Annotated in this window: 19 protein-coding genes and 1 tRNA gene; 10 read left to right on the forward strand and 10 right to left on the reverse strand. The window is 57.9% G+C overall.

All coding sequences use genetic code 11. The features are described from left to right. Nucleotides 1-391 precede the first annotated feature (391 nt). The 3 genes from QKW60_RS16085 to QKW60_RS16095 are packed head-to-tail and all read right to left on the reverse strand — an operon-like array spanning nucleotide 392 to nucleotide 2690. Nucleotides 392-2047, reverse strand: coding sequence for a recombinase family protein (locus QKW60_RS16085; RefSeq protein ID WP_282370171.1), 1656 nt, complete (start codon nucleotides 2045-2047; stop codon nucleotides 392-394). Beyond that, the gene (locus tag QKW60_RS16090; protein WP_282370172.1) at nucleotides 2047-2451 is read right to left on the reverse strand and encodes a DUF2924 domain-containing protein; all 405 of its coding nucleotides are present in this window, start codon (nucleotides 2449-2451) and stop codon (nucleotides 2047-2049) included. Before QKW60_RS16090 ends, QKW60_RS16085 begins: the two co-directional genes overlap by 1 nt. Next, on the reverse strand, nucleotides 2448-2690 hold the full coding sequence (locus tag QKW60_RS16095; protein WP_282370173.1) for a DUF3489 domain-containing protein: 243 nt from the start codon (nucleotides 2688-2690) through the stop codon (nucleotides 2448-2450). The genes QKW60_RS16090 and QKW60_RS16095 overlap by 4 nt, the downstream gene beginning before the upstream one ends. A 362-nt stretch (nucleotides 2691-3052) precedes the next feature. Here QKW60_RS16095 and QKW60_RS16100 point away from each other — a divergent pair, with 362 nt between their 5' ends. The 5 genes from QKW60_RS16100 to QKW60_RS16120 all read left to right on the forward strand — a co-directional run bounded on the left by QKW60_RS16100 (nucleotide 3053) and on the right by QKW60_RS16120 (nucleotide 6858). Beyond that, nucleotides 3053-4534 (forward strand): DNA modification methylase, encoded by a 1482-nt coding sequence (locus tag QKW60_RS16100; RefSeq protein ID WP_282370174.1) that lies wholly within the window; start codon nucleotides 3053-3055, stop codon nucleotides 4532-4534. Continuing rightward, entirely contained in the window at nucleotides 4534-4992 is a 459-nt protein-coding gene (locus QKW60_RS16105; RefSeq protein WP_282370175.1) for a DUF5681 domain-containing protein, read from the forward strand. Before QKW60_RS16100 ends, QKW60_RS16105 begins: the two co-directional genes overlap by 1 nt. After that, nucleotides 4979-6388 (forward strand): phage terminase large subunit, encoded by a 1410-nt coding sequence (gene terL, locus QKW60_RS16110; RefSeq protein WP_282370176.1) that lies wholly within the window; start codon nucleotides 4979-4981, stop codon nucleotides 6386-6388. The genes QKW60_RS16105 and terL overlap by 14 nt, the downstream gene beginning before the upstream one ends. A 151-nt stretch (nucleotides 6389-6539) precedes the next feature. After that, nucleotides 6540-6755, forward strand: a complete 216-nt coding sequence (locus QKW60_RS16115; RefSeq protein WP_282370177.1) for a hypothetical protein — start codon at nucleotides 6540-6542, stop codon at nucleotides 6753-6755. Between the two features lies 1 nt (nucleotide 6756). Next, a tRNA-Leu gene (locus QKW60_RS16120) sits at nucleotides 6757-6858 on the forward strand. A 24-nt stretch (nucleotides 6859-6882) separates the two neighbouring features. Here QKW60_RS16120 and QKW60_RS16125 read toward each other — a convergent pair. The 7 genes from QKW60_RS16125 to QKW60_RS16155 form a co-directional block, all read right to left on the reverse strand. Further along, the gene (locus tag QKW60_RS16125; protein ID WP_282370178.1) at nucleotides 6883-7833 is read right to left on the reverse strand and encodes an IS481 family transposase; all 951 of its coding nucleotides are present in this window, start codon (nucleotides 7831-7833) and stop codon (nucleotides 6883-6885) included. A 131-nt stretch (nucleotides 7834-7964) separates the two neighbouring features. After that, complete coding sequence (locus QKW60_RS16130) at nucleotides 7965-8882, reverse strand: hypothetical protein (protein WP_282370179.1); 918 nt, start codon at nucleotides 8880-8882, stop codon at nucleotides 7965-7967. Between the two features lie 2 nt (nucleotides 8883-8884). Continuing rightward, nucleotides 8885-10684, reverse strand: a complete 1800-nt coding sequence (locus QKW60_RS16135) for an AAA family ATPase (protein ID WP_282370180.1) — start codon at nucleotides 10682-10684, stop codon at nucleotides 8885-8887. A gap of 9 nt (nucleotides 10685-10693) precedes the next feature. Then, entirely contained in the window at nucleotides 10694-11824 is a 1131-nt protein-coding gene (locus QKW60_RS16140) for a restriction endonuclease subunit S (RefSeq protein ID WP_282370181.1), read from the reverse strand. Then, nucleotides 11821-13353, reverse strand: coding sequence for a type I restriction-modification system subunit M (locus QKW60_RS16145; RefSeq protein ID WP_282370183.1), 1533 nt, complete (start codon nucleotides 13351-13353; stop codon nucleotides 11821-11823). The genes QKW60_RS16140 and QKW60_RS16145 overlap by 4 nt, the downstream gene beginning before the upstream one ends. Nucleotides 13354-13363: 10 nt before the next feature. After that, nucleotides 13364-16735, reverse strand: coding sequence for a DEAD/DEAH box helicase family protein (locus tag QKW60_RS16150; RefSeq protein ID WP_282370184.1), 3372 nt, complete (start codon nucleotides 16733-16735; stop codon nucleotides 13364-13366). 13 nt (nucleotides 16736-16748) lie between these two features. After that, the gene (locus QKW60_RS16155) at nucleotides 16749-18227 is read right to left on the reverse strand and encodes a sigma 54-interacting transcriptional regulator (protein WP_282370185.1); all 1479 of its coding nucleotides are present in this window, start codon (nucleotides 18225-18227) and stop codon (nucleotides 16749-16751) included. Between the two features lie 294 nt (nucleotides 18228-18521). Between QKW60_RS16155 and QKW60_RS16160 the strand changes: the two genes are divergently transcribed. Genes QKW60_RS16160 through QKW60_RS16180 form a run of 5 tightly spaced genes read left to right on the forward strand, consistent with a single transcriptional unit; the run spans nucleotide 18522 to nucleotide 21267 of the window. Continuing rightward, nucleotides 18522-18755 (forward strand): hypothetical protein, encoded by a 234-nt coding sequence (locus tag QKW60_RS16160; protein ID WP_282370186.1) that lies wholly within the window; start codon nucleotides 18522-18524, stop codon nucleotides 18753-18755. A 39-nt stretch (nucleotides 18756-18794) separates the two neighbouring features. Continuing rightward, nucleotides 18795-19151: a hypothetical protein gene (locus tag QKW60_RS16165; RefSeq protein ID WP_282370187.1), complete on the forward strand. Its 357-nt coding sequence runs from the start codon at nucleotides 18795-18797 to the stop codon at nucleotides 19149-19151. After that, nucleotides 19144-19410, forward strand: coding sequence for a hypothetical protein (locus QKW60_RS16170; protein WP_282370188.1), 267 nt, complete (start codon nucleotides 19144-19146; stop codon nucleotides 19408-19410). Before QKW60_RS16165 ends, QKW60_RS16170 begins: the two co-directional genes overlap by 8 nt. Beyond that, nucleotides 19407-19616 carry an HNH endonuclease gene (locus tag QKW60_RS16175; RefSeq protein WP_282370189.1) on the forward strand — a complete coding sequence of 70 codons (210 nt, stop codon included), beginning with the start codon at nucleotides 19407-19409 and terminating at the stop codon, nucleotides 19614-19616. The genes QKW60_RS16170 and QKW60_RS16175 overlap by 4 nt, the downstream gene beginning before the upstream one ends. Next, nucleotides 19603-21267, forward strand: a complete 1665-nt coding sequence (locus QKW60_RS16180) for a DEAD/DEAH box helicase (RefSeq protein WP_336619174.1) — start codon at nucleotides 19603-19605, stop codon at nucleotides 21265-21267. Before QKW60_RS16175 ends, QKW60_RS16180 begins: the two co-directional genes overlap by 14 nt. Nucleotides 21268-21279 lie beyond the last annotated feature (12 nt).

Genomic DNA, 21279 nt, shown 5'->3' on the forward strand with positions numbered 1-21279 from the left:
TATATGCGGACTTCGTCTCCGCCATCGACATAAGTCATTGATATTGCTGTGAAACGCGCCGGATTTTCGGTCGTTTTTTCCGTGCCTTGCGCCTCCTCCTCCCCTACAGAGACTTGGCTGAGAGACCGTTTCGCCGTGAGCGCCGCGATGGGTCTCTGACGGGCCCATCAGCCGGTTCGGTTTTGGCGAAGAATTCCCTGCCAGCAGGGAATTTGCAGGGAATTTTCCGGATCTTGCCTCGGAGCCGCGCTGCCGAGCCAGATTCGGTGATAGGATTCAGTGGTTTACAGAGGAATTCCCTGCCGGCTGCAGCAGGGAATATGCAGGGAATTTCCGACACCGGGCGATCCGGGACGAGGCGCCTGGAGAAGGCCGCCGCCCGGACCGCTGCTCAGACGCCGTAGAGGCGCTCCTGCTCCTGCCAGTCGTGAGGGATCGGGCGTTGCAGGATCCGGTGCAGGGTAAGCTCCGGCGGCAGCGTGCCTTCGCAGATGGCGCGCTGGAGCTTCGGGGAGAGAAGGGCGAGGGGCGCGCGGGTCCGGATGAAGGCGTCATGGTGTCCGGCCTTGCGCGCGATCGCGGCGAGCGGGGTACCGCTGCGCAAGGCCGCGATCCAGCGATGCGCGTCGGAGAGCGTGCGGAGCAGCACCGGGTCAGGATCGGGCTCCGTCTCGCCCGTCACCAGCTTTGCCTCGACGCCGCGGCGGCGGAGATGAACCGGTGCCGAGAGATCGAGGAGGTTCGGCGAAAGATCGTCGGCCGGGAGATGGAGTGCGTCGGACAGGGTGTCGGGATCGAGCGCGAGCACGATCTTCTGCGGCCCGATGGTGCCGCCGACGAGAAGTCGGCGCAACAGGTCAGGGTTTGGTGCGCGGAGTACTTGGACGAGGTCGCGGGCTGCATCGAGATGGCCTGGGTCCGCCCGGAGATCGGGCTTTGCGAGCAGTCGATGCCCGTTCGTCGCCTGCACGATGTGATCGGCGATGGCATTGGCGACGAGGACCTCGAGCTTCCGGCCGGGCAGGCGCCATCCGGTGGGATCGGGCCCACCCGAAATCAGCCGGTTCGAGACATAGTAGGGATGGCGCTTGCCGTCCTTGCGGCTGTGGGTCGGGGTCAGACGGTCGCCGGTCTCGTCGCGGAACTTTCCAGTGAGCGGCGGGGTCTCGGTGTCCGACCTGCGGCCGCGCCTGCGCCGTGAGGCCGCCTGCAACTTCTCCTGGACCCGTGCCCAGAGATTCTCGTCGACGATGGCTGGATGACGCCCGGGCCAGACGAGGGTCCTATGGCGGATCTGGCCGCGGTAGACCGGGTTGGTGAGGATCTTGTGGATCTGGCCGGTGGAGAGATGTCCGCCCCCTTGTTCGCGGCCCGATCGGAACCGATGCAGCTTGGAACGCAGCCCGAGTTCAGAGGCGGCGCGTTCGACATCGGTGATCTTGCCGTGCTGGTCGTAGAGGGAGAAGAGGGTGCGGACCGTCTCCGCCTCGGGTGCATTGACCACGAGTTCCCGCACCATCGGGTCGGGATGCGGATCGTATCCCAGGGGCGGCAGACCGCCCATCCACATCCCCTGCTTCTTCGAGGCGGCGATCTTGTCGCGGATACGCTCGGCGGTGACCTCGCGTTCGAACTGGGCGAAGGACAGGAGAACGTTGAGGGTGAGGCGTCCCATGGAGGTCGCGGTGTTGAAGGCCTGGGTAACGGAGACGAAGGAACAGCCGGCGGCGTCGAACCGCTCGACGAGCTTGGCGAAGTCGGTCAGCGACCGGGTGAGACGATCGATCTTGTAGACCACGACCATGCCGATGCGGCGGGCATCGATCTCGGCGAGGAGGCGGGCAAGGGCCGGACGCTCGAGCGTCCCGCCCGAGACCCCGCCATCATCGAAGCGGTCGCGGGCCAAAACCCAACCTTCATGCTTCTGGCTGGCGATGAAAGCCGCGCAGGCCTCGGCCTGGGCGTCGAGCGAGTTGAAGCTCTGGTCCAGTCCTTCCTCCGAGGACTTGCGGGTATAGATCGCGCAGCGGATCTTCGGCGCCGTCATCAGCTTCCCTCCTTCAGGCCGAAGAACCGGGGCCCGGACCAATGCGCGCCGGTGATGGCGCGGGCCACCGCGGAGAGCGAGAGATAGGTCTCCCGGTTCCAGAGGTAGCCGGCCTCGCTGACCTCGACCTCGTGGGTCACCCCGTTCCATTCCCGAAGAAGGCGGCCACCGGGTTTGAGGGCGGAAGTGGAGGCCGGTCCGCGGCCACTGGCCCGGCGCTCCAACTCCGCCACGAACCCCTTCGGCAGCCCGCCAGAGCGACGCGCCTGGATCTCGAAGGCGAGGAACCGACGCAGGAAGGCCTGGCTCAGGCTCTTCGGCACCGACACGCCGAAGAGATGGTCCCAGGCGGCGACGAGCGCCGCCCGGTCCATGGTCTCGATCTCGGCGACGGAGAGCTTCATGCGGCCTCCGGCGTGGCGGCAATGCGGTAGGCGACCGCACCACCCTCCTTCTTCGGCGGGAGGCGGTCGATGGTATAGCCGGCCTTGCGCAGCGTGCTGAGGGCGGCCCGCACCGAATGCGGCTGCCAGCCGGTGGCGTCCTGCAGAGCGGCGAGATCGGCGCCGGATTTGCGCGCGAGCAGTCGCCTGACGAGGGCGGACTTGGTCTCGCGGGTCGGGGTCTTGGTTGTCTGGGACATTGTCTTCTCCTCGGGTTTGCGGGGTCTGGCATCTTGCCAGCCCTACCGAGGCACGCCCGGGTTTAAAACCGGGCCTGGGACCAATGACGCTCTCTTCAACGGCGAAGTCCAGTCCGTTGTTTCGATTGGGAACGCCATTGCCCCGAGACGCGTTTGTCAACCAAAATCAATTGGTTACGGTATTTTCCTGTTGCTCGACCTTTTCTGTTGGTGTATGTGTCATGAAATTGTCGCAGCAGGATGCTCGCGACCACCGATCACGCAACCCATTGGGGATGTGGAGAGTATCGGCTGGTTGTCACCGCTGCGTCGATTGCTCCCAGCCCCACCTCCGCCTCCCCTTCAAACCGAAGGAGGCAACTATGACTGAACATCCCAACACTGACCCGGCGATTCCGGATCCCCCGGGAACGGACCTGAACGATGCGGCCGCAGAGAACGTGCTGGCATCAACTTGTGTCCAGCTTGAGACTTCCGCAGCGCATGGCAAGAACGACCTGTTCGCGGAGGTCACACTGGTCTGGCTTTTGGTCAAACTGATCGACCAGGCGCCGCGCCGGGTTCGGCGCGCAGTGAAGAGCCAGACCGAAGCGGTGATGCGGTCGATCGAGACCTTCGGCTTCCGGATCCCGATCCTCGTGCGCAGCAAGCCGGGCGGTGAGCGCTACGAGGTGGTCGACGGGCATACCCGGCTCGCGGCCGCCCTGCGTCTCGGCGCCGAGAAACTGCCCTGCATCCTGGTCGACGATCTTCCCGACGTCGAAATCCGCAGGTTGGCGCTCTCTCTCAACAAGCTGCAGGAGACGGCCGAATGGGACAATGAGGCGCTCCGTCTGGAAATCAACGAGATCATCGAGATCGGCGGTGTGCTCGAGATCCCGGGATTCGTTCTGCCGGAGCTTGAGGCGATCCGGTTCGGCGCGGGCGATGCCGAAGAACCCGACCCCGCGGATGATCTCTCGGGGCTTGTGAAACCTGACACGCCGGTCGTGTCCCGGGCGGGGGATGTCTGGGGCCTGGGTGACCACAGGATCCTGTGCGGCTCGGCAAGGGATACGACGGCGATCGCCGCCCTGCTCGACGGGCAGGTTGTCGATGCGGTTTTCAGCGACGCTCCTTACAACCTGAAGGTGAATGGCTTTCTGCGCAGCGCGGCGGCTGGATTTGCCGAGTTCGCGGAAGCCTCGGGCGAGATGTCCCGGCCCGACTTCGTGAGGTTCCTGATTGAAACCTTGGGCAATGCCGCTGCCGTGCTCAAGCCCGGTGGCGTGCTCTTCGCCTGCATGGACTGGCGTCATGTCGGCGAGATGACCGAAGCGCTTGATGCACTGGGACTCGACCTGCTCAATATCTGCGTCTGGGTAAAAACGAACCCCGGTATGGGCAGCCTCTACCGGAGCCAGCATGAACTGGTCTTCGTGGCGCGTCGGTCGGGGGCCGGGCACCAGAACAACGTCCAGCTTGGCAAGTTTGGCCGCAACCGCTCGAACGTCTGGACGTATGCCGGCGCGACCGGTGGGCAGACAGATGCAGACGACGACTTCCACGCTCATCCGACCGTCAAGCCGATCCGGCTCGTCATGGACGCGCTCCTTGACGTGACCGAACCCGGCCATCTGGTGGTGGATCCCTTCCTCGGGTCCGGCACGACGCTGCTTGCCGCAGAGCGGACACGGCGGCGCTGCAGCGGGGTCGAGATCGAGCCGCGTTACGTCGATCTCGCGATCCGGCGCTGGCAGGCGATGACGGGCGGGCAGGCCATCCATGCCGAAAGTGGCGCGACGTTCGACGGCCTTGCTGCTGAAGGTGGGCAAAATGACTGCGACGACAAGGAGGGCTTCTGATGGCGAAGAAAACCACAACCGAGGGCAGCAAGGGGGTAGGCTACAAGAACCCTCCCAAACATACCCAGTGGAAGAAGGGTCAGTCGGGCCACCCAAGTGGAAAGCCGACGAAATCGGAGTCGCTGGAGGCAAAGCTGAAGAAGCTTGCGGGCAAGGAGATCGTCGTCATCCAGAACGGCACGCCGGTGTCGATGACCCAGGACGAGGCGATGCTGGTGGCCGTCCTGATGAAAGCGATGAAGGGCGACATGGCCGCGGTCAAGTTCGTGGCCGACAAGCTGGGTTCGGGCGACGCAAGTGTCACTGAGCCCCCCGCTCTGAAAGTGACCGCCGCCGACCTCAAGGTCCTGGAACATCGTGCCGACTGGATCGGCATCCTGGAGGAGGCAAAGGCGCAATTGGCCGAAGACGAGGGTGACACAACAGTCACCGGGGAGACCGACTATGACGCCTTCTGACACCCTTGCCGCGCTCTACTTCTACAACCCTTGTGCCTTCGTCGAGCGGGCGTTTTACGAACTTAACCCGGGGGCCGCGTATCACTATGGTCACCATATCCGCGCAATTTGCTACCAGCTGGAGCGGGTTCTCCGGGGTGAGACCCGGCGCCTCCTGATCCTGATGCCGCCGCGGCACCTGAAGTCGCATTGCGTCACGGTCGCCTTCCCGGCCTGGGTCCTCGGGCGCGACCCGACCAAGCGGATCGTGACGATCAGTTACGGGGCGAGCCTCTCGGAGACATTCAGCCGGCAGAGCCGCCATCTGATGCTGACCGAATGGTATCGTGCAGTCTTCCCGGACCTCCAGATCGACCCCGCCAAGGCGTCGGTCGAGGAACTGCTCACGACCAAGGCCGGCTTGCGTTTGAGCACGTCAATCGGCGGTGCGCTGACTGGCAAGGGCGGTGACATGCTGATCATCGATGACCCGATGAAGGCCGACGAGGTCGCGTCGGAAACGCGGCGCGAGGCGGTATGGGATTGGTTCAACTCCACCGCCGTGACACGGCTCAACTCACCTAATGAGGGTGCCATCATCGTGGTGGCACAGCGCCTCCACGAGGACGACCTGGCCGGGCGGCTCATCGCAACCGGAGACTGGGATGTCCTGGAACTGCCCGCGATCGAGACCCGTAAACGCGAGATCCACCTGACGGGCGATCTCATCTGGACCCGCAAGCCGGGAGAAATATTGCTGCCGGACCATATGGGGCGGGCAGAGCTGGACCAATACCGGCGCAGTATGGGCAGCCGGGCCTTCGAGACCCAGTACCAGCAGGCGCCGGTTCCCGAAGGCGGCGGCATTATCAAGCCGGAATGGTTCGGCGCCATTCCGACCTTGCTGCGACGCTGCGACTACGAGGCGGTGATCCAGAGCTGGGACCCGGCAGCCGTGCCGGGAGAATCCAATGACTTTTCAGTCTGCACCACGTGGGGTCTTGTCGGCAAACATGTCGACCTGCTCGACGTGCACCGGCGGCAATACCTGTATCCAGACCTGAAAAAGGCCGCTATGACGCTCCGCTCGAAGTGGCAGCCCGATCTCATCGTGGTCGAGGCCGTCGGTGTGGGACACAGCCTCTATGGTGATCTGCGGCGGGCCCAGCCTGCCGGCATTCGCGGATCGACCCCCCGCAAGAGCAAAGTCGAACGCATGTCCATTCAGTCGGCCAAAATCGAGGCGGGGGAGGTTCGGATCCGAAACGACACGCCATGGTGCGAGAGCTTCATCGCCGAGGCTGCCGCTTTTCCTAATGGCAAATACGATGACCAGGTCGACAGTATGTCCCAGGCTCTATACGCGCTCGACTGCCGGTTGCACGAACTCAGGCATTGTTCAAGGTTCAAGGGGTGATGTTGGTGACGTAGGCCTGCCGTCTCAAGGGTTCGAATCCCTTGCCGCCGGGTACAAGAGGTGAGTGGGGCCTCCGGGCGAATGCATCGACTTGACTGCGTGGCCCAAGAGAGCGTGTGTCCAGTCACGCGAACAGCTTGTGACCAGTCCGATGAAACCGAAAGTGGGAGATTTTATCAGCTTCAGATCCGACCGCTTCATCTGGAGCGACGGTGACGAAAGGTCCGGTCACATCCTTCGGATCGAGGGAGACGTCGTCGCGACAACCGGTGGCATTCCAACAGACATGCGGGACGTCAAGCCGCCCGTCTGGAATGCCGATGAAGGGATATGGGTCGTTCCGGTTGGCGACGTGACCGAAGACTGACCGCGTTGATCAGTTCAATCCGAGTGCAGGCTTCCGGACCAGCGCCCCGGCAATCAGGCTCATAACCTGAAGGTCACAGGTTCAAATCCTGTCCCCGCAACCATACTTTACGAACAATCTCAACAAGTTAGGTGTTCAGTCCCGGCATGTGGTGGATCGGCTTAAGGGTGAATCGTTCTGGCTGTGAAGTCCAGCATTTGCAGATGAACTCGTAGGGCGTGAGGCCTTTGAGAGTTTTCAGCCGCCGTCCGAAGTTGTAGGCGTCAATCAAGTTGTCGAGATGCTGGCGCAGCTGATCGTGGTCGTCGTAGTGGAAGCGTTTGACGGTCGCATCCTTGATCGTGCGGTTCATCCGCTCGACCTGACCGTTGGTCCAAGGGTGTTTGACCTTGGTCAGCCTGTGGTCGATTTGATGCTCACGGCAGACCCGGTCGAAGATGTGCTCGAAAGCATGGACATGCCGTTCGTGATTGGTGAACTGGATGCCGTTGTCCGTGAGCAGGGTATGGATCCTGTAGGGCACAGCAGCGATCAGGTTGCGCAGAAAAGCGGCGGCGACCATCTTCCCGGTCTTCGGGTGAAGTTCCACAAAAGCGAACTTCGATGTCCGGTCGATCGCGACGAACATGTAGAGCTTGCCTTCAGCGGTTTGCACTTCGGCGATGTCGATGTGGAAGTAGCCGATCGGGTAGGCCTTGAACTTCCGCTTCGCGGGCTTGTCGCCCTCGACGTCAGGCAGGCGGCTGATGTCATGGCGCTGAAGGCAGCGGTGTAGTGATGATCTCGTCAGATGCGGGATCGAGGGCTGCAAGGCATAGAGGCAATCGTCCAGCGGCAGAAGCGTGTGCCGACGGAAAGCGACGATCATCGCTTCCTCGTCCAGGCTCAGAACCGTCGACTTGGCATCCTTCGGCCCAGCCGGAAGATCGGCGACCGAGGTCCGCTTCTTCCACTTGGCAACGGTCTTTTGGTTGATCCCGTGCCGCTTGGCCAGAACCCTCAGGCTCTCTTCACTATTCTGTATTGCTCGACGGATTGCCTCTGTCGTGGTGGCGCTCCCGTGAAGAACCTGGCCCATAGTGCCTCCTTCCATTCCAAGGAAAAGATCGCACCATCAAACCCTGGGATCAAACACCTAGTAGAATTCGACTTAAGATTTGCCTTCGGCGCTGTGCGGCTGCAGCCACCTGCATCGGTATCGCCTCCTTGTTACTCGCCGACGAGTGTCAACGAGTTCTCCATTCTGAAGTCTGAACCATCCTTGCGATAGATGTCCCAGCATCGTGCGTAGTCAGTTCGTCGAAGTAGCGCTGCCCTGCCGCGCCCTGGGGTGGGTTGGTCCTCTTCGTCCAGTCCATCCGGTAGGTAGGCGCCGCCGAGTTCAGTAAGAACCAAGCGGTCGTGGAATCTTTCCCTTCCTATTTGTTCCAAGCGAATAAATTCGACGACCATCCCAGCCGGTATGACCTGCCGGGGCCAGTTTCGAAGATTCCTCTCGAATAGTTCCCACGAAGGATGGATCTGAGAGTTTTCAGAGAAGATCTGAACTTTTACGTTCTCCGGACCATGACGTGAAGCCGCCGCTGCAAGCAACCGCTGCCACACGTTCTTAAAACGAGCCTCTGCTGGCCTGAGGTTGGCATCAATGAGCTTAAATTGCTTCCCTAGTGTCAGAAGTGGAGCGAAACAATTAAAGAATCCTTCGGCCTCGCGTGTAAAGTTTGCTCTATCTTCCAAATGCCAAGTTGGATTTCGTGGATGAAGATCTTGAAATGTGAGTTCACAAGCATCCGTCTCATCTAACTTTCTGTTCGAGATAATCGCATGAAATGGATTAGACTTGTGCTCCTCATGCGCGGAGCCGAGCCAGTCGGAATCCCATGAACGATTTTCGTAGGCGCGCCTTGCCTGAACCTCTGAAATTGCGTTCACGACTTCTTCGAGACGTATCTGATCTTCGGGACTTCCGCCTGCAAACGCTTGCCAAACCAGGCGCTTCCAAGCCTTGGGAAGCCGGACGGATACTCTGGGTGTTCCAACCCCAAAGGCCTCCACGACGACAGAGTATTTCTCCTTCGACCCCCAGGTAGCAACTTCCAAAGGGTCAAGCGCATATTCGAACATCATGGCTAGAGCAGTTCCTCGCGTCGTTCCGCAAAGAATCCCTTAGGCCACACGGTAGTGAACTCGCCCTCTTCGTCGATTCCGATTTCATAGAAACGGGCGCCGCTCTCCTCCATCTCGACAAAGTATATTGCGAGGTCTTCCGGGTGCAGCGGTGGCAGCCAGTCTGGAAGCTCGCTTTCGTCAGTTTGTCGCAAGCGACGCTTTAGTCGTAGCATCACATGCTCACTATGCGTCTCAACAAGCCACGTATCGCAAATTGGATCGTCTTCGCTGCTAGATGTCATGGTCGAAATAAATAGATCGGCCAGTCGAACTTGAACTCGCGGATGTACGTGAAGCTCTGGTTGCTCGATTGAGAAAAGGCCCGTTCGCTTGTACGGCATCGTTATGATCGGGATTAGCTGAGAGAGGCCGACCCCGATGTCGCTTGGCAGCACATCGATTCCGGTTCGTTCGTCGCGCAGCACTACCTCATGCTTCCAAGGCAAACGCTTCAGCGCGTCCAAGAACTCGTCGGCCGTTCCTTCGTATTCGGCGCGTGCCTCTAGGGCGGCAATATCATCACCATATTCGATACGTCGGAATTTTCTTTGTTCGAAGCGATAACCAGTGTCGAGTCGGTCGCTGTCTCCAAGCCAGAAGTTAACTCGATCGAGTAGTCTGGTCTCTCTCTCATTCGCGGATAGAAGTGCGTCCCATGCTCCAAGGCCATTCGCCCAGCGCTCTTCCGAAGTTATGAGTTGAGGTTGAAATCCGCGTGGAGGAATATCCCGCAAAGGTCCTATGTAAACGCTGTTTTGAAGTAGCTCTTTGGTTGTCTTGAGAGGCGCTTGCATGAGCTCTGAGAGCAGTATCTCGAGCATCGACTTATCAAGAAAAGAACTTGGTTCATCTCCGTCGCTCATGGCTAAGTCTTTAAGATGAAAATCAGGCGCCGAATCTAAGGACGGTAATGCTCCCAACGTGCCGAGTACGTTGACGCTTAGGTCTTTCGGTTCAAGTTCTCCAGATCTCGCTTCTGAAAGAGAAGAAATTGAGAGCGTAGCGACAAGTTCCAATACAGGAGAGATTTCAAACTCCCCGAAAGATACCTGTGACTTTGAGCCCGATAACACAACTCGGAAGAGAGGGTGATCAAAATTAAAGCTTTGAATTCGTGCTTCGTTCGAGAGGTCAGGGGCCACAACTTCGAATACTGAATCATCATTCAGATCCACGGAATATTTTGACACAAATGCCTCGTTACGCCTGTGATCCCATCGAACTTCAAGCTCAATCGCGACCTTCTGAACTACAACCTCTTCAGCGGTTACGTTAAAGAATATACCCTCATCATCTGAATTACCGGTAATCTCATCAGCTCGAGTGAAATAGGCGATATGGCCTATCATAGTATCGAAGAACGCGGGACTGAGGTTATTAGCATTTTCGTCATCCGAACGGACTTCAACGACCCTTCGCCGGCCCACGGGTCTTCCAGACAGTCCCATCCGGTTAACTTTGAAGGCATCTGCGTCAGAATGCGGAACAGTCGAAACCAACCGAATTCGAATTGGTCGATCAAGATCCCTGCCATGCACAATGTTCTGGAAGCCGCCGAGGTTTAGAGCGCCTCCGGCGATAGTTGAGTCAGCGTTTGCGTTGCGCCGCTCTATGATCTCGCGGGCGTAGTGGAGCGCGTGGAGGACAGTGCTCTTCCCTGCGCTGTTTGGACCAAACAGGAGCGTGATTGGGCGCAAGTCAATCGCTTGGCGCCGTCCGATACCCTTGAAGTTTTCAATCTCAATTCGTGTTAGCCGCATCTCATTTACCTATAGTTCACCGCGAAAAGCGCGCTGCGCGACTGAGGCGCACAAATCATCAGCTTCTGCCTTAGCCTTTTTCAGCAACTCCACTGTCCGGGAGTTTTGTTCCAAGACTTTTTCAAATTTGGATTGATCGGACTTTGGAGGGACCAGGATTCTCAAGGACCGAATATCACTGAAGTTGAGACCCGATTTTACACCCACTTTGTCGAGGCTCCGGAATTGCATTTGGCCACCGGCCGACGACAGATACGCGTTCACGTAGTGCGCCGAAATTCCCGCGAGTCGGATAATTGCTAAGTGTTGATTGATGTGAGCGCCCGTAAGTGCTTCAGGCACCACAGCCGTTCGTCCGAGGTCGGCGGTGATACTTAGCAATATATCATTTTTTCTGACCCGCGTTCGCTTTGCCTCGGCTGTGTTTGGTGCTGCTACGTAGACAAGGTCATCAAGCTTGAGATCTCCTCTTCCGACATTTCCGATGCGAAGAAAAATCTGGCCCTCTTCAGAATAATACTTTGCCCAACCACGAGAGCCACTAGTGATGAACTTCTCAAACTCGGAAAGTGGAACGGCTGGATACCGGTTAGTATTGAGCACAGGGTCCCCAAAAATTTCCAAGAATACCGACTTGAGAAACTCACCTGCAAGGCCAAGGGCTTCCTCGTGATTACGGCGAACCGCATCGGCTTTGTCGAGGATCGTGGCAATTCGGCGCTGCTCTTCGATCGATGGGAGCGGTAGCGACAGGTTGTGAAGCATGTCACGCGTAATCACGCCTTGGGCGGCCCCCTGAGAGTTTTCCCGCAACCGAAGGACTTGGCTATCCAAGAAGCGATAGAGGTAGTCGCTGTCAATTTGATCTGAAGGTCTGACAGCGGCAACCGACCGGCCAATGGCACAATCTATAGCTTGGTTGACCTTTCCAGCCGTAGCGCCCACGACGCATACCAGCGAGTCACCAGTTTGAGCCATTTTCAATGGCTTAGTCGTCCACTCTCGCACAACAGGATAGCGATCGCTGAACTCACCGGCTTTGACGAATACTGTTCCAATTCCATCTTTGTTACATTCCCGTCCGGGCGGCGCCTGCCCCATAACCGCATGCGCGACATCACTCAATGCTACTATCGTCATGTAAGCATCTCCTTCAGATCGGAGAGATCTTTGGCGATGTCGGTATTTAGACTTACAATTCGGTCGAGGATGACCGTCGGCTTGTCGTATTCTTCTTCTTCGTAGACACGCTCCCTATAGCGGCTGAGCGAGAGATCATAGTTTGCGTCGCGAATGTCTTGCGCAGATACAAGAAATGCCTTTTGCGTCCTGTCGGTATCGCGATCAGAATTCCGGTTCGTCCACGCTTTAAGGCAATCGGGCAGGTCATCAGCTTTTATCTTGTCGCGCTTGTCGTCCAATGAATAGCCGTCTGCTTCTACATCGTAATAGAAAACGTCGTCGGTCCGTCCGCCCTTTGTGAAGACCATTATAGCTGTGGAAACACCGGCATAGGGCTTGAACACCCCGCTTGGCAGCGAGATCACTGCTTCTAGCTGGTTTTCGTCGAGCAGCTTCTGTCGCAGGTCGCGATGCGCTGTGGATGCGCCAAAGAGTACTCCATCGGGAACAATAACGGCCGCCCGACCACCATCCTTTAACATCCGCAGGATCAAGCCAATGAATAAAAGCTCGGTCTTCTTCGTTTTCACAATCCGCGTCAGCGATCGGTCAATATCTTCGAAGTCGAGCGCACCCTTGAAGGGCGGGTTCGCTAGAATGACGTCGTATGCGTCGCGCTCTTCGTAGTTAGAAGAAAGAGTGTCCTTATACGCGATCCCGGCATCGTTAACGCCGTGCAGCATCATATTCATAGCGGCCAGTCGGAGCATGGTCGCGTCGAAGTCGAAACCATGAAACATTTCGGTTTCGATTCTATTCCACTCCTCTGGGGTTAGCTTGTCGCCAGTATAGGTGACCAACTCCTCGCCAGTTTCGGGATCCGTTTCTCGAAGAATTCCGTCTTCGGAAGTATACTTCTTGCGGAGGTATTCGACGGTTTGCACGAGGAAGCCGCCGGTCCCGCAAGAAGGGTCTGCGATCCGATCTGTAGGCTTGGGATCAACAATTGCGACCATAAGGTCGATAATGTGCCGTGGTGTGCGGAACTGGCCGTTGATGCCGGCCGTCGTCAGCTTCATCAGCAGGTACTCGTAGATGTCACCCTTCTTGTCGCCTTCCGTCAGCGGCAAGAGCTCTACCATCTCGATCGCCTTTGCCAGTAGCGATGGCTTGACGATCATCAGCTGCGCATCGCGCATCAGGTTGGCCAGTGCGCGCTCGTTTGCAATCTCATCGGCCTGGGCCGTCGCAAGCTTTTTGAAGTGCGGGAAAACCTCGTCGCGGACAATTACGAGCAGCTCTTGTGGATCTCCGATTTGGCGGAGGTTGCGCCAACGGATGTGCTGTTCCTTCTCCGAGAAGCGCCGCCGGAACGGGCGGCCAGTGCGGCTGGAGCGGCGCTCGTCAGCGGCCTCTTGTATGTCGAGAAGCCGAGCGAACATCAGGTAGGTAATCTGTTCGATCACTGTCAGCGGATTGGTGATCCCGCCGGTCCAGAATTCTGTCCAAAGGCGATCGATGTCACGTTTGATGGTGCCTGTTATCATTCTTATTGCCTTATTCTTGTATTTCGGGCTTGGGCTCGGGCGCGCTTTCAAACTTCGCCAGAAGTTCGATCAGTTCGTCAACCAGTGCGTCACTGAAGACGCCGTCTACGCCATCTGCAGCAAGCGTTGTAAAGGGTTTCTCGTAGAGCTGTTCGACAGAGATACCGCCGTGCTTCGCGATGTGGTTCTGCAGGAGCTTCAAAAATTGCATTTGCTTGGCCGACAGCTGTGGATGCTCGTGAACGAAGTCCCGGAAGCTGTCGCTCACGGCTTCTTTCTCCATGCCTACGACAGAACGAATGATCTTCTCGAGCGGCTCGGCCACAACATAAAACTCCTTCAGCGTCTTGAGATCGACAGAGGGGTTTTGTGTCAGAACGAGTGAGATCAAAGTGGTGAGCTCTGTCTCAGAGACGGATTCGCCGCGACGAATCTTCTGAAGCGTGGGATTCGAGTCGAAGTGGACCTTCAGCGCATCAAGTACATTGGCGCGATAGGCGGCGAGATCGATCTCTGATATCCGCGTTTTTTCGCGGTTAAGAACCGCGTCTGTATCCTCGACATCAATCGTCTGCGGCTTTACCTGGCTGCCCCCGTCGCTTTGGATGAACCGCATGAGCCCGCGCAGATCTTTGCGGACCTTCTCAAGCTGATCGAAGCTAGGCTTATCTGGCGCCCAAAAGTCTGCCGCCTTTGTTTCTTTGATGGTTTGCGATTTTTCCTTCACCTGATTTAGGTGCATGGGCAGTTGCGCGATTTTGTTTCTGACCTCGTCGGCGACGTCGACGAAGGTAGCGGCACCCGTAAGAGCGGAAAACTGCAGTTGAGCGATGAGCAGATCGAATTCGATCGCAGGCGAGTCCCCACGAATGTTTCGCCATTGCATAAGCGGCGAGATCTCGTTTCTGAGCGAAGATGAAACAGAAGGCGAAAGAATCTTGTTCGCCACGTCTACCTTTGCTCGACGAAGTTCTTGCCACTTGTCTCGGACGCGAATGCTATCGTCCGGAAGAGCATTCATATCCTCTGCAAGCAAATCCATTGCCGCTTTGAAGATCTCGTCTTCGGCTTCAAGCTGCGCCTGCTCTGCCAGCCTGATCCGGGCTTCGAACATTTGTCTCGCGAGGCTCAGCTGTTCAGTGATTTCCGCAGGCTTATAGCGCGTCCCGAAGTATTCGAAGTTTCCCCAATGGTCGAAGATGCGGAACGAAGTTTTGGGTTTCCCCTCACCAAACAGCTTTGGGCAAAGACGAGTTCCACGCCCAATCATCTGCCAGAACTTCACCTTCGACTTTACTGGTTTGGCGAAGACAAGATTAACGACTTCCGGCACGTCGATACCCGTGTCGAGCATGTCGACGGAAATCGCGATGACTAGTTCACTTTTTGGATCCTTGAAGTCATCAATCAGAGCTTCAGCACGAGGTTCATAATTGTCGATAACGGCGCAGAACTTCCCCCCGTACTGGGGGTAGAGTTTGTCGAACCGCTCTTGGAGAAGAGTTGCGTGACGATGGTTTCGGGCAAAAATGATTGTCTTCCCGAGGGTCTGTCCATCGGCCGCTCGAACGCCGTTCTCCATGAGGTTCTTCAGCACCTCGTCGTTCGTACCAGTGACGTACACGGCGCGATCAATCGCGCTTGCATCGAAATCGAGCGTATTCGGATCGACGCCTTCATCCTCGAGCTGACGGATTTGTTCATCCGTCAGCGACGACCCTTGAATGCCTTCACGTAGAAACTTCGTCGTGTGGGTGTAGAGTTCAAAAGGCACCAGGAACGGCGGTTCATTCTCAATCGCCTCTTCATAGGTGTAATTGAAATCCGGTTGTTGGAAAGAGCAGTCAAAGAGGCGACAAGTACTACGGCTAACCATTTCAACCGGAGTAGCCGTAAGGCCGACCTGCAAGCTGTCGAACCAATCAAAGATGTCGCGATAGATGTTGTATATGCTGCGGTGTGACTCGTCGGCGATGATGAGGTCGAAAAAGCCAGGATCGAATGTCTGGTGGATCTTCATCATGGCTGGATAGGTCGCCAGATACACACGATGCTGGCGTTCGGCGGCCGTCGCAGCAGAGACGATCACTGGAGAGTGGCTTGTGTGAGAAGTGAAGGCATCCCTGGCCTGTTTGCGAAGCTCGCGACGATCGCAAAGGAAAAGTACCCGCTTCACCCAATTCGCGCGCATCAAGACATCCGCGAGCGCAATTGCAACGCGCGTCTTGCCGGTACCAGTTGCCTGAACAACAAGCGCCTTGCGCCGCTTGGAATCGAATTTTTCAGTGACGTTTTTGATTGCCTGAATCTGGTAGAAACGGTCGACAATCGCTTTATCGGGTGAAAGCTCGGTCAGTGGCGTCTTATTCGTTCGCTGAAAGACTAGCTGTTGAAGGCTGTCCTTCGAGTAGAAGCCGTAGACTTTCCGAGATGGGTAACCTTGTGCATCGTCCCAAACCCAGATTTCGAAGCCATTGGTGTAGAAAATGACCGGCCGTTGTCCGTACTCTTTTTGAAGCCCATCGGCGTAGTACTTCGCTTGCATTTTGCCCTTTGCGGGGTCTTCTGCGGTTCGCTTCACTTCCACCACAGCAAGCGGTTTGCCGTCATCATTCCAAAGAACGTAATCGGCGCTTCCCTCGCCAGTCTGCGTGGTTTGATGCAGTACTTTCTGCTCTTGCGCGACTTCGTCTGTCGAAGTTCCGCTATCTCCAACAGTCCAGCCGGCATCGATCAGCTGGCGGTCAACAAGCCAGTGGCGTGTTTCCTGTTCGTTAAAACCAAGTTCCTTTGCGGCTGACTGTCCTGCAGCCTCTAACTGTTCCTTTAGATTGGCGGCTTCTGCCTCAGTCGCTTGCCGCGCCTCCTTTTCCTCCTCAATACGCTTGAGAAGTTCGGACAACTGGAGTTCTTGTTCAGCTATCTGGCGCTTTAGGGTCGAAGCGGCCGTTGCGGCAACATCGGGGCTAGGCGGTTCGGAGTACTTCGGAAGCTGATCTGCGCTGACTTTCTTGGCAGATATCGCAAGCCAGCAGGCAACATGATAAAGCTCTTTAAGGAGCACTAGCGCGTTTGCCGCCTTTGAATTCTCACCATGCGCAGCGCGATTGCCGTGCACACGGATCGCGTCAAGCTTGAGCAATATAGCCCTAGGCATTACCGCCTTGAACTCATCGCCGTCGATCAGTTCCACGAGACGTGGATTCGGTTCGTGACCGATACGAAGCCTTCTGTAGAGGTCTTTGACCAATCGCTCGACAAAGATCCGCATTTTCGTGAGCGAAGAGTCGGGGTCCGAATGGGCATACGACTCCGCAAAGCGTCCGAGCTCTGCGAGATCAGGCCACTGCGGCTCAAGGATATCGAAATTTGACGGCTTCATCGTTCGGTCTGTCTCAGGGTATCTGCACTTCGTATTTCGACATCCAGTTTGTTAGCGTCTGGTAGCTGGGCAATCCAACGAGTCTTGCGGCATTTGTCTTATTCCCCTCGGCATGCGCAATCGCGCGTGTGATGTAATGCCGAGCAACCTCCGCCATGATTTCCTGCAGGTTCACGCCTTCGTCGATCGGTTTATCCAGAATACTATTCTGCGCCCCGGCCGGCGCTGGCGCCGTAAAGACGGCATCCCAGATATCGTCCTCCGTGATCTGAGGTCCTTCGCTCCAGATCGCCGCGCGACGTAGCGAGTTTTCAAGTTCGCGGAGGTTTCCGGGCCAGGTGCGCTGAAGGAGCACATTTTTCGCGCCTGGCGAAAGCGTCTTCTTCTCAAAGCCGGGTTCGCCAGCGCTCTGTTCATTGATCCGGTCGAGCAGCATTTCGATGAGCGGGCCGAGATCTCCCTTTCGCTCTCGGAGGGGAGGGATCTTGAGGACAAGCACAGCCAGCCCGAAAAAGAGTTCTTCGCGGAAGTCGCCGGCGGCCACAGCGTCGATCAACTGCTTTCGTGTGGCTGCAATGATCCGCACATCCGCTTTTCCAACTTGTGAAGCTGCAACCTCATCACCTGTCATCTCATCAAGGAGAACCTGAAGTCGGACCTGCGCTTGCGGCGGCAAGAGCTCGACTTCATCGAGATAGAGGGTGCCGCCGGAAGCTTCCGCTAGCGCGCCGGTGCCATTGTCTGATCCAAATATCTCTGCGTCGATCTGGTCCGGCTTGAGGGCGCCGCAGTTTAGCGAGACGAAAGGCTCGGTGCGCCTTGGGCCGAATTCGTGGATGGCTCGCGCCAGGACTTCTTTCTCTGTGCCGGCTTCCCCCTCGATCAGAATAGGCACATTGCGCAAAGCGGCCTTCTTCGCTTTGCTCGCCATGCGGTCCATGGCCGGACTTCTGAAGATGAGATCGCCGAACGTTTTGGTGTCTAGACCGCCGCTCAGCTTTGCCAGCCTCGCATCCGCTGACTCAATGATCTTTGGAAGGAGTTCGGCTGAGACGTCGAACGGGACTTCTATCGTCTGAACGCCGCCTTCCCGCGACGACTGCAGCAATTCAGCCGGAAAGCGCGTTGCGCCCAGTATGGCCCAGACGAGCGCCATGGCCCAGGTGCCTGGGCTCAGATGAAACGTGAGTTCAGGGATGTCAGGGGCAGCGGCCCGCCGGCAGCGGTCCACAACATCCACCGTGATCTCGTGGATCGCCGCGATATCGGTTGGATCGCTCAGCCGGACGCTCTCGACGACGATTTCCGCCGGAGTCCGCTGGCTCAACCAATCCGTGTAGGCTGCTACCCTCGAGCCGTCCTGGTTCGCGATGAGAACCAGGCGGTCAAAGCGCCGCTCCTCTACCGCACTGCAGATCGGGCCCGTCTGCCCCTCAGGGTGGGTCGGGGCGGCGAGGTCCTGCGTGCCTATCCATGCCATCAGAATCTTCATGTGGACCCAAATAGAAGGAATCTTGCGCTGACGCAAGACCCTTTATGTTTTCCCATCAGGATGCCCGGGATCCTTATTGGAGAATATAACATAGTAAAAACATATATTTATGGATAACTCGGGCGGAGATCATCCCGATGGCATAAGAAAATTTGCGCTGAAACACAAAAAATATCTTGCAACATGACGTAAGGTTTCTTATCTCGGGGTCAGCAGCGGCGAGGCCGCAATTTTTGGGGATGTCGCAAGATGGCGCAGCGAGAGAGAGACGAGCTGGAGGAGGTCACCTCCAAAGTGAGTGCGCTCACCAAGGCGCTTCTCGATGAGGGCAACGATCCCTCGATGGTCGCCTTCGCACTGACGTCGGTAGCGGCCGACATGGGGCTGCAGATCTGTGGCGACCCGATGCGGGTCATCCCGGTGCTGCTCGGCGCAATCTCTCAGCAAGCGCACATGCGCGCAGGGGGTGCTGCCGAGAAGGACGCCGAAGAGCCGGCGTCTGTCCCGCTTGGTGTGACTGTCCACTGAGTTGGTGAGGGTGTGGATCTGAGAGAAGGGAGAGGCGAGATGAAGACCAGGCAAAAGCTCCGGGGCGTGTCCCTACTTTCGGCGGTCTTTGCCGAGCTGTCTCAGCAGCTGCCTGAGGGCATCATCTCGACCGAGGAGTTGCTTGGGGCAGCCCAGAAACTGATTAAGCTCTCGAAACGAGAGTACATCACCGACGGGCATCCTGAGGGGCGGCGTCATCAGGGATACTATTCCTATGATCTCTGCACCGCATTCGACAAATTCCAGGGGCGAATTCTGGAGACAGAGACGGGCTTACAGTACGACCGGATCGCCGGTTGCGGTCGGCTTGATGGTTTGAAGGAGCTGCTGAATGGCAGCCGTGAAGATATGGTTCTGGAGGAAATCTATGGCTGAGTACAAAGCGGCATCCGCCCTGCGAGAGCACATGCTCGAGGGGCATCCGGTCACACTTTTGGAAGCGATCTTGCTCTTCGGAGTTCAGGGCCCGAACGCAGAGTTCGGTCGCATGAAGAAGGACGGATTTCTGGTCGCATCAAGGCAGGTCCCGATGGCGAAGGTGATCCGCCGGATCAACGAATACACGGTCTGCAAGGTTCCTGAGGGCCTTCCCTACAAGGAAATTCAGCTGACCGAGTACTGGATCAAGAAATGAGGCGTGCGTTCACACCTCGGCAAAGGCGCGTCCTGCGGATGCTCGCCGGCAACCTCTGCCAGAAATGCGGAGCGGTGCTTGATGCGGATTTCCATGCGGATCATGTGCGCGCCCACTCGAGGGGTGGACCCACGATACTGGAGAACGGGCAGGCGCTCTGTGCCAGCTGCAACCTGAAGAAAGGTGCGAGCCATGACGACGATTAATCTGAGACCCTGGCAGGCCGCCTGCGCCAACAAAGCAATGGACTGGCTCAAGGCCGGCGAAGATCGGCATTTCCTGATCAATGCGGCACCGGGCGCCGGCAAGACCATCTGCGCCTCCGTCATCGCGCAGCGTTTGCTTGATGCGGACCTGATCGATCGGGTGATCGTGATCGCCCCGCGCAAAGCGGTCGTGAAGCAGTGGGCGACGGAATTCAAGCTCGTGACCGGGCGTCCGATCCTTCAGATCACCGGGGCCGACGAAGAACCCGAAGAATATGGCGTCGACCTGTGCGCGACATGGTCGGCGATCCAGAGCTCGCTCGATGGACTTCAGGCCGTGTGCCGGAAGGACCGGACGCTCGTCATCTGTGATGAGCATCACCATGCTGCCGTCGCGGCGGCATGGGGAGATGGCGCAAACGGTGCCTTCGCGGACGCTAGGTATGCGTTGATCCTCACCGGAACCCCGATCCGGTCCGACGGAAAGGAATCCGTCTGGCTGGCCTATGATGATCAGGGGCTGATCGATCACCCCGCGGGAGGGTCCTACACACTCACCTATGGTGAGGCCGTCGACCTCGAGTATTGCCGGCCGATCACGTTCCACCGGCACGAAGGAAAGTTCTCTGTGAAGCTGGATGACGGGGAAAACATTTCCGTGTCCGGCATGGAGGACACCCAGTTCTCGCCCGCGCTGAAGCGGATCCGGGGGCTTCAGCAAGCCTTGGACTACTACAAGCTCGCCTGCACACCGAAGTATCTGGCCTCGGGCGCGGCAGACCCTGATTCCTATCAGGCCAGCATTCTTCAGTGGTGCATCGACAAGCTGAATGACCTTCGGCTTCGCATGCCCGAGGCCGGCGGCCTCGTGATTGCGCCCAACATTCCGGTTGCAGAGTACATGGCGGAGCTGCTCGAGCTGCTCGATGGTGAGAAGCCCGTGGTCGTCCATAACCAGGTCGCCAACCCTGAAGGCAAGATCACGGCGTTTCGCAACAGCAAGAAGCGTTGGATCGTGTCTGTTGCCATGATCTCCGAGGGCGTCGATATCCAGCGCTTGCGCATCCTTGCCTATCTGCCGAATGCGCAGACGGAGCTCTCATTCCGGCAGGCTATGGGCCGGGTTGTACGGAACTTCGGGCCGCAGGACGACTCGCGTGCCTATGTGGTGATGCCGACGCATCGCATCTTCGAGGAGTACGCGCGCCGGGTAGAGGCCGAAATGTCGCCGGCCAAACTGCGCCCGTCGGATACGCCAGACACCAAGGTCTGCCCGGACTGTGGCGCAGAGTGCGCGAAGGACGCGACTGCCTGCCATGTCTGCGATGCGGAGTTTCCTGTCCGTCAGCCCAGGATGAAGACCTGCGACGCTTGCGGGGCGCTCAATCCTCTCAGCGCCAAGGACTGTCAGTCTTGCGGCGCGACGTTCGCACATGCCTTCGAGATCTCTCTGAATGAGGCCTTGCGGGTTGGGGCCATCATCCGGGGCATGGATCTCGAGGAAGAGGAGGTTCAGGAGGGGGAAGCCATCCGCGATGTCTTCCGGAAGGGCGTTCTGAGCAGCGGGGATGACCAGCTGATCAAAATCCTCAAGCTCCTACCCGAGGAAAGCTATGGACGCCTCGCCCGCATGTTCGAGGAGAACAAGTGATGCGCGTTGCGT

The organism is Albidovulum aestuarii (assembly GCF_029961185.1).
GTDB classification, from domain to species: Bacteria; Pseudomonadota; Alphaproteobacteria; order Rhodobacterales; family Rhodobacteraceae; genus Albidovulum; species Albidovulum aestuarii.

Bases quoted from the DNA above. Each gene is read 5' to 3' on its own strand.
- QKW60_RS16085 (WP_282370171.1), bottom strand. From the start codon at position 2,047: ATGACGGCGCCGAAGATCCGCTGCGCGATCTATACCCGCAAGTCCTCG.
- QKW60_RS16090 (WP_282370172.1), bottom strand. From the start codon at position 2,451: ATGAAGCTCTCCGTCGCCGAGATCGAGACCATGGACCGGGCGGCGCTC.
- QKW60_RS16095 (WP_282370173.1), bottom strand. From the start codon at position 2,690: ATGTCCCAGACAACCAAGACCCCGACCCGCGAGACCAAGTCCGCCCTC.
- QKW60_RS16100 (WP_282370174.1), top strand. From the start codon at position 3,053: ATGACTGAACATCCCAACACTGACCCGGCGATTCCGGATCCCCCGGGA.
- QKW60_RS16105 (WP_282370175.1), top strand. From the start codon at position 4,534: ATGGCGAAGAAAACCACAACCGAGGGCAGCAAGGGGGTAGGCTACAAG.
- terL (WP_282370176.1), top strand. From the start codon at position 4,979: ATGACGCCTTCTGACACCCTTGCCGCGCTCTACTTCTACAACCCTTGT.
- QKW60_RS16115 (WP_282370177.1), top strand. From the start codon at position 6,540: ATGAAACCGAAAGTGGGAGATTTTATCAGCTTCAGATCCGACCGCTTC.
- QKW60_RS16125 (WP_282370178.1), bottom strand. From the start codon at position 7,833: ATGGGCCAGGTTCTTCACGGGAGCGCCACCACGACAGAGGCAATCCGT.
- QKW60_RS16130 (WP_282370179.1), bottom strand. From the start codon at position 8,882: ATGATGTTCGAATATGCGCTTGACCCTTTGGAAGTTGCTACCTGGGGG.
- QKW60_RS16135 (WP_282370180.1), bottom strand. From the start codon at position 10,684: ATGCGGCTAACACGAATTGAGATTGAAAACTTCAAGGGTATCGGACGG.
- QKW60_RS16140 (WP_282370181.1), bottom strand. From the start codon at position 11,824: ATGACGATAGTAGCATTGAGTGATGTCGCGCATGCGGTTATGGGGCAG.
- QKW60_RS16145 (WP_282370183.1), bottom strand. From the start codon at position 13,353: ATGATAACAGGCACCATCAAACGTGACATCGATCGCCTTTGGACAGAA.
- QKW60_RS16150 (WP_282370184.1), bottom strand. From the start codon at position 16,735: ATGAAGCCGTCAAATTTCGATATCCTTGAGCCGCAGTGGCCTGATCTC.
- QKW60_RS16155 (WP_282370185.1), bottom strand. From the start codon at position 18,227: ATGAAGATTCTGATGGCATGGATAGGCACGCAGGACCTCGCCGCCCCG.
- QKW60_RS16165 (WP_282370187.1), top strand. From the start codon at position 18,795: ATGAAGACCAGGCAAAAGCTCCGGGGCGTGTCCCTACTTTCGGCGGTC.
- QKW60_RS16170 (WP_282370188.1), top strand. From the start codon at position 19,144: ATGGCTGAGTACAAAGCGGCATCCGCCCTGCGAGAGCACATGCTCGAG.
- QKW60_RS16175 (WP_282370189.1), top strand. From the start codon at position 19,407: ATGAGGCGTGCGTTCACACCTCGGCAAAGGCGCGTCCTGCGGATGCTC.
- QKW60_RS16180 (WP_336619174.1), top strand. From the start codon at position 19,603: ATGACGACGATTAATCTGAGACCCTGGCAGGCCGCCTGCGCCAACAAA.